At 78.0% G+C, this 9,447-nt stretch carries 9 protein-coding genes; 5 read left to right on the plus strand and 4 right to left on the minus strand.

The window, feature by feature from the left end; all coding sequences use genetic code 11:
* From nadC to GTR00_RS07760, 5 genes are all read left to right on the plus strand, one after another.
* On the plus strand, window positions 1-920 hold a 920-nt coding region (nadC, locus tag GTR00_RS07740; protein WP_323132317.1), incomplete at its 5' end, for a carboxylating nicotinate-nucleotide diphosphorylase.
* Window positions 917-2,050: a cysteine desulfurase family protein gene (locus GTR00_RS07745; protein WP_166611054.1), complete on the plus strand. Its 1,134-nt coding sequence runs from the start codon at window positions 917-919 to the stop codon at window positions 2,048-2,050. The genes nadC and GTR00_RS07745, both read left to right, overlap by 4 nt.
* Window positions 2,051-2,106: 56 nt before the next feature.
* On the plus strand, window positions 2,107-2,994 hold the full coding sequence (locus tag GTR00_RS07750; protein WP_166611055.1) for an NAD(P)-dependent oxidoreductase: 888 nt from the start codon (window positions 2,107-2,109) through the stop codon (window positions 2,992-2,994).
* 72 nt (window positions 2,995-3,066) lie between these two features.
* Entirely contained in the window at window positions 3,067-3,612 is a 546-nt protein-coding gene (locus GTR00_RS07755; protein ID WP_166611056.1) for an alpha/beta hydrolase, read from the plus strand.
* Between the two features lie 46 nt (window positions 3,613-3,658).
* Window positions 3,659-5,083 (plus strand): four-carbon acid sugar kinase family protein, encoded by a 1,425-nt coding sequence (locus GTR00_RS07760; protein WP_166611057.1) that lies wholly within the window; start codon window positions 3,659-3,661, stop codon window positions 5,081-5,083.
* On the opposite strand, the gene GTR00_RS07765 is transcribed toward GTR00_RS07760, so the two are convergent.
* The 4 genes from GTR00_RS07765 to GTR00_RS07780 form a co-directional block, all read right to left on the minus strand.
* A complete protein-coding gene (locus tag GTR00_RS07765) occupies window positions 5,061-5,879 on the minus strand; it encodes a PrsW family glutamic-type intramembrane protease (RefSeq protein ID WP_323132318.1) in 819 nt (272 codons plus the stop codon). The two genes, GTR00_RS07760 and GTR00_RS07765, sit on opposite strands and share 23 nt — an antisense overlap.
* A gap of 44 nt (window positions 5,880-5,923) precedes the next feature.
* A complete protein-coding gene (locus tag GTR00_RS07770) occupies window positions 5,924-6,463 on the minus strand; it encodes a 2'-5' RNA ligase family protein (RefSeq protein WP_166611058.1) in 540 nt (179 codons plus the stop codon).
* Entirely contained in the window at window positions 6,460-6,798 is a 339-nt protein-coding gene (locus tag GTR00_RS07775) for a hypothetical protein (protein ID WP_166611059.1), read from the minus strand. Before GTR00_RS07775 ends, GTR00_RS07770 begins: the two co-directional genes overlap by 4 nt.
* A 100-nt stretch (window positions 6,799-6,898) precedes the next feature.
* The coding region (locus tag GTR00_RS07780; protein ID WP_166611060.1) for a S8 family serine peptidase at window positions 6,899-9,447 on the minus strand (2,549 nt) is incomplete at its 5' end.

The raw sequence follows: 9,447 nt of genomic DNA on the forward strand, positions 1-9,447 counted from the left end.
TCCTCGGCCAGGGCGCCCCCGCCGCGGCCGTCGCGGCCGTCGTCGCCGCCGCCCTGGCCGAGGACGCCCCGTGGGGGGACGTCACCAGCGAGGCGCTGCTGCCGGCCGGCGCGGTCGCCCACGCCGAGCTGCGCGCCCGCGAACCCGGCGTGCTGGCCGGCACCGCCGCCGCCGTCGCGGCGTTCGAGCAGGCCGCCGCCCTGACCGGCGGGGCGCTGCTGCGGTGCGGCTTCTCCCCCGACGGCACCCGCTTCGCCGCCGGCGACGTCCTCGGCCGCGTCAGCGGCACCGCGCTGGGGGTGCTGCGCGCCGAGCGGGTCGCGCTGAACCTGCTGCAGCACCTGTCCGGGGTCGCCACCCTCACGGCCGCGTTCGTCGACGCGGTGGCCGGCACGGGCGCACGCGTCGTGGACACCCGCAAGACCACCCCGGGCCTGCGGGTGCTGGAGCGCGCCGCGGTGCGCGCCGGCGGCGGGCGCAACCACCGCTGGTCGCTCTCGGACGCGGTGCTCGTCAAGGACAACCACCTCGCCGTGCTGCTCGCCGGGGGCGTGGACGTCACCACCGCGCTGCGCGCGGTGCGCGAGCGGGTGCCGCACACCACCGCGGTGGAGGTGGAGGTGGACCGCCTCGACCAGCTCGACGCCGTCCTGGCCGCCGACGTCGACGTGGTGCTGCTGGACAACTTCCCCCTGGAGGACCTCGCCGAGGGCGTGCGCCGGGTGCGGGCCCGCTCCCGGGCGCTGGTGGAGGCCAGCGGCGGGGTGCGCCTGGACACCGTCGCCGCGATCGCCCGCACCGGCGTGGACCTGGTCTCGGTGGGGGCGCTGACGCAGAACGCCCGCACGCTGGACCTCGGCCTGGACGTGGAGGTCGCCGCCGGGAGCACCGACGGGCCCACCGGGCGGGTGGCGCCGTGATCTACCTGGACCACGCCGCCACCTCCCCGCCGCGCCGGGAGGTGCTGGAGGCCGTGTGGCCGTACCTGACGCGGGTCACCGGCAACCCCTCCAGCGCGCACGAGGCCGGCCGGGCCGCGAAGGCCGGCCTGGACGCCGCGCGCGCGGCGGTGGCGCAGGTGCTGGGCCGGCGCCCGGGCGAGGTGGTGTTCACCGGCGGGGGCACCGAGGCCGACAACCTCGCCGTCACCGGCATCGCCACCGCCGCCCCCCGCGACCGGCGCGTGGTGGTCTCCGCCGTCGAGCACCCGGCGGTGCTGGAGACCGCGCGGGCGCTGGCGCACCGGGGTTTCCGCGTCGACGAGGTGGGCGTCGACGCCCGCGGCGTCGTGGACCTGGAGCACCTGGAGCGGCTCGTGGACGACGGCACCGCGCTGGTGTCGGTCATGCTCGCCAACAACGAGGTCGGCACCGTGCAGCCGCTGGCGGAGGTCTCCGCGATCTGCCGGGGGCACGGGGTGCCGCTGCACACCGACGCGGTGCAGGCCGCCGGGCACCTGCCCCTGGACGTGGACGCCCTGGGCGTGGACGCCCTGTCGCTGTCGGCGCACAAGTTCGGCGGCCTGCGCGGGAACGGGGTCCTGTTCGTGCGCGGCTCGGTGCCGCTGGAGGCGGTGGTGCACGGCGGCGGGCAGGAGCTCGGCCGGCGCTCGGGCACGGTGGACGTGGCCGGCGCCGTCGGCACGGCCGTGGCCCTGGGGCTGGCCGAGGCCGCGCGCGAGGAGGAGAGCGCCCGGCTGGCCGCGCTGCGCGACCGGCTGGTGGCCGGCGTGCTGGACGCCGTGCCGCACGCGCTCCTGACCGGCCACCCCGTGCAGCGCCTGCCGCACCACGCCTCGTTCTGCTTCCCCGGCGTGGGCGGGGAGACGGTGCTGCTGGAGCTGGAGGCGGCGGGCGTGGTGTGCTCCAGCGGCTCGGCGTGCTCGGCCGGTTCCGAGGACGCCTCGCACGTGCTGCTGGCCACCGGCCTGGACCCCGACACCGCCCGCACGGCCGTGCGGTTCTCGATGGGGCCCGAGACGCGCGAGGAGGACGTCGAGGAGGTGCTGCGGGTGCTGCCGCCCGCGGTGCGCGCGGCCGCCGGGGCCTGAACCCTCCGGGCCCGGCTGGTGGACCCAGCTGGTGGACCCGGGCGCCGCGTGGCCTCATGGAGCCCGTGACCGGGAACCCCGCGAAGCCGACCGTCGCCCTGCTGGGCACCTCCACGATGGGCGCGGGCATGGCCCGCAACCTCGCCGCCGCCGGGCTGGCGCTGAGCGTGTGGAACCGCTCGCCGGAGAAGGCGCGCCCGCTGGCCGGGGTCGGCGCGCGCGTGGCGCAGGACCCCGCCGACGCGGTGCGCGGCGCGGACGTGGTGCTGACGATGCTCTTCGACGCCGACAGCGTGGAGCAGACGGTGCGCGCCGCCCGGGAGGGGTTCGCCCCCGGGGCGGTGTGGGTGCAGACGAGCACCGTCGGCGTCGAGGGCGTCGAGCGGCTGGCCCGCCTGGCCGGCGAGCTGGGCGTGCGCTTCGTCGACGCCCCCGTGCTGGGCACCAGGGGCCCGGCCGAGCAGGGCGCGCTGACGGTGCTCGCCGGCGGCGAGGAGGAGCTGCGCCCGCTGCTGGAGCCGGTGCTCGGCGCCATCGGGCAGCGCACCCTGTGGGTGGGCGGGGTCGGGGCGGCCTCGCGCCTGAAGCTGGCCTGCAACGCGTGGGTGCTCACCGTCGTGGACGGCGTGGCGAGCTCCCTGGCCCTGGCGCGCGACCTCGGCGTGGACCCGCGCCTGTTCCTGGAGGCGGTGCGCGGCGGGGCGATGGACTCCCCGTACGTGCAGGGCAAGGGCGCGGCGATGCTGGAGGGGCGGCACGAGCCGCAGTTCGGCCTGGGCGGCGGCGCGAAGGACCTCGAGCTCGTCCTGGCCGCGGCCGCGTCGGCCGGCTCGGAGGCCGGCCTGGCGCGCGCGGTGCACGAGCACTTCGCCGCCGCCCTGGCCGCCGGGCACGGTGAGCAGGACGTCAGCGCGGTGTGGTTCGCGCACGGGCCCCGCACCTGAAGGCCCGCCCCCGCCGGTGAGGAACGGCGCGCGCCCGGGTCGGCACCGGTGAACCCACCACGAGGAGGTCCCGTGAGACGCAGGGCGATCGTCTTCCACGGCACCGGCGCCGACCCGGGCGCCTGCTGGTACGGCTGGCTGGCCGGGCGGCTGCGCGAGCGCGGCTGGGAGGTGGAGGTGCCGCACCACCCGGGCACCAACATCGAGCCGGTCGCCACGTTCCTGCCGCGCGTGCTGGCCGCGCACGCCTTCGACGGGCGCACCGTGCTCGTGGGGCACTCCGGCGGCGCCGCCCTGCTGCTGGCCCTGCTGGAGGAGCTCGGGCGCCGGGGGGTCACCGTCGCCCACGCCGTGCTCGTCGCCGGGTACCACCGCCCGCCGGGCGCGGAGGAGGAGCCGGTGCTGCGGCCCGGCTACGACTGGGACCTCGTGCGCGGCGCCGCGCGCGAGCTCACCTTCGTGAACTCCGTGCGCGACCCCTACGGCTGCGACGCGCAGCAGGGCCTGGAGATGCTCGAGCACCTCGGCGGCACCCTCGTGGTGCGCCCCTCCGGGCACTTCGGCGACGCCGACGACCCCTGCCCGCAGCTGCCCCTGCTGGAGCGGCTGGTGACCTGAGGCGCGCCGGTCCGTAGGGTGGCCTCCCACGAGCGAGGAGGCACCGGTGGACGAGAGCGACCTGCTGTCGGGCTACCCCGCCCCCGTCGCCGTGCCGGCCGCGCGCGTGGCCGCCGCGCACGCCGGCACCGGCACCGTCCTGGTCGTCCTCGACGACGACCCCACCGGCACCCAGTCCGTCGCCGACCTGCCGGTGCTGACCGCCTGGGGCGAGGAGGACGTGGCGTGGGCGCTGGGCCTGGGCGCCCCGGCCGTGTACGTGCTCACCAACAGCCGCTCCCTGGGGCCCGCCGAGGCCGGCGACCTCACCCGCGAGGTCGTCACCGCCGTGCTGGCCGCCGCCGAGCGCACCGGCACCCGGGTGCGCTTCGTCAGCCGCGGGGACTCCACGCTGCGCGGGCACTTCCCGCTGGAGACCGACGTGGTCGCCTCCACCGTCGCCGGGCGCGGGGGGCGGGCCGTGGACGCGCTGGTGCTCGTGCCCGCCTTCCCCGAGGCCGGGCGCATCACCGTCGGCGGCGTGCACCTGCTGCGCACCCCCGACGGGCTGCTGCCGGTGGGCGAGAGCGAGTTCGCCCGCGACGCCACCTTCGGCTACTCCTCCTCCGACCTGCGCGCCTGGGTGGCGGAGAAGACCGGCGGGCGCACCCGCGCCGAGGACGTCGTGGTGCTCGACCTGGCGCTGCTGCGCGCCGGGCCCGCGGCGGTGGCCGCCGCCCTGGCCCCGCTCACCGGCGCGCGCACCGTCGTGGCCGACGCGGTGGGCGAGGACGACCTGCGCCTGCTGGCCCTGGGCCTGGTCGAGGCCGAGGCCGCCGGCAAGGAGCTGCTGCACCGGGTGGGCCCGCCGTTCGTGCGCGCCCGCACCGGCCAGGAGGTGCGCGCCCCCCTGAGCGCGGCGGAGGTGTTCCGCCACGGCGCGCGCCCCGGCGGCGGGCTCGTCGTCGTCGGCTCGCACGTGGGCCTGACCAGCCGCCAGCTCGCCGCGCTGCAGGCCGACCGGCCCGACGTGCGCTCCCTCGTGCTGGACGTGCCCCGCCTGCTGGGCGGGGGCGCGGAGGAGCACGTGCGCGAGGTCGCCGGCGAGGCGGCCGCGCTGCTCGCCGACGGCGACGTCGTGCTGCACACCAGCCGCGTGCTGCAGCGCGCCGACGACCCCGCGCAGTCCCTGGCGATCTCCCGGCGCGTGTCCGCCGCCGTCGTGGCCACCGTGCGGCGCGTTCTGGCCGCGCACCCGCCGCGCTTCGTGGTCGCCAAGGGCGGCATCACCTCCAGCGACGTCGCCGCCCACGGCCTGGGCATCCGGCGGGCGCTGGTGCGCGGCCCGCTGCTGCCGGGGATCGTCTCGCTGTGGGAACCGGTCGGCGGGCCCGCCGCCGGGACCCCCTACGTGGTGTTCGCCGGCAACGTCGGCGACGACGGCTCGCTGGCCGCGGTGGTGCGCACCCTCAGCGCAGCGCCGGCGCGCTGAGCCGGGCGGCGCGCAGCTGCGGGCGCACGTGGGCGCGGTGCACCAGCACCAGCAGCAGCACCACGCTCACCACGACCACGGCGACGTGCACCGTCAGGCTGGTGCCCAGGTCCCACACGGTGTGCAGCACCACCGCCAGGGCGAAGGCGCCCGCGAAGCCGGCCACCGCCCGCCCGCGCGAGGGCGAGGCGGTGGTGCGCCACAGCGCCGCGACCACGAACCCCGTCCAGGCCACGTGCCCGGCCGGGGAGAGCAGCGCCCGCAGCTGCAGCGTCTGGTCCACCGCCGCCACGCTGCCCGCGCTGAGCAGGGCCTGGAAGCCGTAGCCCATCGTCTCCAGCACGGCGAAGCCGGTGCCCGAGGCGATGCCCACGACGATGCCGCCGCGCGCGTCGCGCGGGCGGGTGAGCAGCAGCACCACCAGCGGCACCACGAGCTTGGCGGCCTCCTCGATGACGCCCACCAGCAGCACCGAGGCCGGGCCGAGCTCCAGCAGCGCCCGGTACTCCAGCACGCCGGCGGTGACGGTGCCCACGACCCCGCCGGCCACGGCCGTGGCCACCACCACCCAGGCGCGCACGGGGATGCTGCGCCCGCCGCTCTCGGCGAACACCAGCACCGCCAGCGGCACGGTGGCCGAGCCCAGCAGCAGCAGCGAGGGGAAGAACGTCAGGTTGCGCGTGTCGACCATCACCCGCAGCACCACGAGGTAGGCCAGGACGCCGGCGACGAGCACCCCCAGCCAGGCCGCGCGGCGCAGCGGGGACGGGGCGGTGGACTGCTCCTGGAGGGCCACGGGGACACCCTGCCCGGCGCCGGCGCCGCGCGCCCGCCGAGCGCTCAGGCGAGGGGCACGACCTCCAGCAGATCCCACGGGCCGCCCAGGTAGCGGTGCACCTCCACGCCGGTGGCGCGCAGCGGGTCCGGGTCGGGCTGCGCGGACAGCTCCGCCGACAGCAGCTCGACGGTCTCGCGGGCCCGCTGCGGGGTCACGAAGTTCTGCACGGTGACGTGCGCGGAGAAGCGCTGCGCGTCCTGCCGCGTCAGCCACGGCGCGAACCGCCCGGCGAGGTCGGCGCGCAGCGCGTCCAGCTCCGCCGAGCGCAGCACCAGCGCCGCCCCGCGCCCCAGCGAGCGCGCACCGGCCACCCGCACGTCGAAGGCGGGGCGGCGGCACGCCTCGGTCACCGCCTCCAGCACCGCCGCGCGCTGCTCACCGGGCAGGGCGTGGAAGAGGGTGACGTGCGCGCCGACCTGGAGCCGCTCGGGCGGGAAGTGCCGGCGGCGCAGCTCGTCCAGGCGCCGCTGGTCCTGCGCGTCCAGCGCCAGCGCCAGCACCAGCGGCGCCCCGTCCGGCGCCCCGCCCGGCGCGGCGCTCACCGCGCGCCCAGCACGAGCACCGCCCCCAGCACGGAGCTGGCCAGGGCGATGCCGCCGAGCACGTTGGCCGCCGTCCACCAGCCGCGGTGCGGGGCGCGGCGCACCAGGGCGCGCACGGACAGCACCAGCACCACCGCGGCCATCACGATCGACAGCGGGAAGTAGGCCGTCGAGACCAGCAGGGCCAGCCCGGCGGCGATGGTCGCGGCGATGGCCCCGGTGGACGTCGGGCCCTGCACGGCCGGGTCGGGCACGGCCGGGTCGGGCACGGCCGGGTCGGGCACGGCCACCGGCGGGGGCGCCTGCCGGGGGCGGGGGTTCCTGCGCTGAGCCACGCGCCCACTGTGCCACCCGCCGCGGGCCGGCACGCACGACGGCCGCCGCACCCGGTGGGGTGCGACGGCCGTCGTGCGTGCGGCGGGCGGTGCGCCGGGCTCAGCCCGCCGAGACCACCGTGGGGGTCGTGGACCCGCCGTAGAAGACGGCGCCCAGGTGCGGGCGCGCGGGGTCCAGGCCCTCCCAGGACAGCGCGTACGTCGCCTCGCGGCCCAGCTGCACCGGCAGCGGGTCCGGGGTGGCGGTGAACGAGCCGGCACCGCCGGTGGCGGGCACCTGGAAGTCGGTCAGCCGGTAGCCGGCCGACGTCCTGCCCGGCGCCGCGGCGAAGGTGGTGACGCCCACGACGTAGGTGCCGGGCTCCAGGACCGCGGTGACGCGCTCGTCGGCGGCGGAGGTGGCCGAGGTGGCCACCGGCACCTCCTGGCCGCCCTGGACCCGGTACAGGACCAGGTCCAGGTCGGCCTCGCGGTCGTCGGCGACGACGTCGAAGCGGGAGAGCACGGTGCCCCGCGGCACCTCCACGCGCGTCGTCGCCTCCTGCCCGGTGGCGGCGCTGCCGGTGGAGGCGCGCCCGGCGGCCAGGCCGGCCGCCGTCAGGTCCAGGCGACCGCTCAGGCCGGCGGTGACGGTGACGTCCTGCGAGCCGGAGGCCCCGGTGAGGCGCACCTCGCCGGGGGCGGCGACGGTCTCGGGGAACACGGCGATCGGGGAGCGCACGGTGAGGTCCGCGCCCTTCCAGGTCAGCGACCCGGTGGCCCACTGCTCCAGCGGGGCGCCGGTGCGGGTGAGCGTGACCTCGAACTCCTTCGTCTGCCCGGCGCCCATCACCAGCAGGCTCGGGGACACCCGCACGTCGAAGCCGGGCACCGAGGCGGTGCCGTGGTACAGCCCGGCCGTGGTGGCGGTGACGCTGCGGGTGAGGGTGCGGGTGCCGGTGAGGTCGCCGACGGCGATGGAGGCCTGGTTCAGCTCGCTGGGGTCGGCCGCCTCGACGCCGGTGCCGGTGTCGACGCCGGAGCCCTCCAGGTACTGCAGCCACTGCAGCGGGCCGGAGTCGTAGACCAGTCCCGGCTCGAGCATGCGGGTGGGGTCCACGAACCCGGCGCCGCCGGCGAAGGGGTCGCGGTCCGGGGCGCCGTCGGCGCCCACGAGGTCGCGCGCGGTGGTCATCAGCGCGGACTTCACGGCCATCGGGGACCACTGCGGGTGGGCGGTGAAGTACAGCGCCGCCAGGCCCGTCACGTGCGGGGCGGCCATGGAGGTGCCCGAGGCGGGGGCGAACAGGTCGCCGGAGGTGCTGGCCCGCGGGGAGTAGCCGGCGAGCACGCTGACGCCCGGCGCGGAGACGTCGGGCTTGAGGACGTCGCCCTCGTTGACGAACGTCGGGCCGCGCGAGGAGAACCCGGCCGCCTGCGGGGTGGGCGTGGCCCTGCCGGTGGTGTTGCCCACCTCCAGGGAGGCGGTGGCGCCCTTCTTGCGGGCGTGCGCCTTCACGGCCGCGCCCGCGGCGGTGTCCAGGTGGACGGTGGGCACGTGGTGCTGGTCGGCGTCGAGGCTGTTCTCGGCGGGGTTGACCAGGACCATGCCGACGCCGCCGGCGCGCTCGACCTCGGCGGACTTCTCCACGCGGCCGTTGCCGCCGCGGTCGCACACGACGATCTTCCCCGCCGCCCTGGCCGGGTCCAGGGAGCCGGCCTGGCACAGCTGCGCGTCGGCGGCCTCAGCGCCCTTCGCGGCGACGGCGGTGCTCAGCACCAGCGGGGAGCGCGGCAGCGGCGTGGCGTTGAAGCTGGCGCCGACGAAGCGGCGCCCGTCGCCCAGGCGCACGGTGCCCTCGCGCAGCACGGAGGTGGCCGCGCCGACCGTGGTCAGCCAGGGGCTGGCGTGGTCGAGGGTGGAGGCGGCCGGGCCGGAGTTGCCGGCCGAGGCGGAGACGAAGATGCCCGCCGAGGCGGCGGACAGGAACGCCAGCTCCACCGGGTCCACGACGTTGGTGGCGGCGCCGCCGCCGATGGAGAAGTTGATGACGTCGACGTTGTCGGCGACCGCGGCGTCGATGGCGGCGACGAGGTCGGAGTTCGCGCACCCCTCGTCGCCGCTGGCGGCGGCCCAGCACACCTTGTAGACGGCCAGGGCGGCGGCCGGCGCCACGCCGGTGGTCTCGCCGAAGTCGGCGCCGTCGATGCCGGCGCGCACGCCGGTCAGGCCGACGGCGGTGGTGCCGGTGTGGGTGCCGTGCCCGTCGGTGTCGCGGGCGCTGGGCGACTCGGTCTCGGCCAGGGGGCCGTTGCCGGCGGTGAAGCCGGCCGAGAACGCCCGGGCGCCGACGACCTTGGTGGTGCAGTCGGCGGCCTCCCAGCCGTCACCGGTCTCGCAGGTGCCGGTGAACGTGCCGCCGTCGTTCTTGGTCATGCGCACCTGCCCGGAGGCGGTGCGGTACGGGGTGTGCTCGTCGCCCGCGGCGGGCGCGCTGCCCAGCGGCCGCCCGGCCACGGAGGGGTGCTCGGGCCACAGGCCGGTGTCCAGGTCGGCGACGACGACGCCGCGGCCGGCGCCGGCGGCACCGCCGAGCGCGCTCCACACGCCGTCCGGGCCCGTCAGGCCCAGGTAGTCGGCGGTGGTGGCCGCGGCGCCGGAGCCCGTGG

Source organism: Kineococcus indalonis, assembly GCF_009906395.1.
Classification (GTDB): Bacteria; Actinomycetota; Actinomycetes; order Actinomycetales; family Kineococcaceae; genus Kineococcus; species Kineococcus indalonis.

Bases quoted from the DNA above. Each gene is read 5' to 3' on its own strand.
- GTR00_RS07750 (WP_166611055.1), top strand. From the start codon at position 2,107: ATGGAGCCCGTGACCGGGAACCCCGCGAAGCCGACCGTCGCCCTGCTG.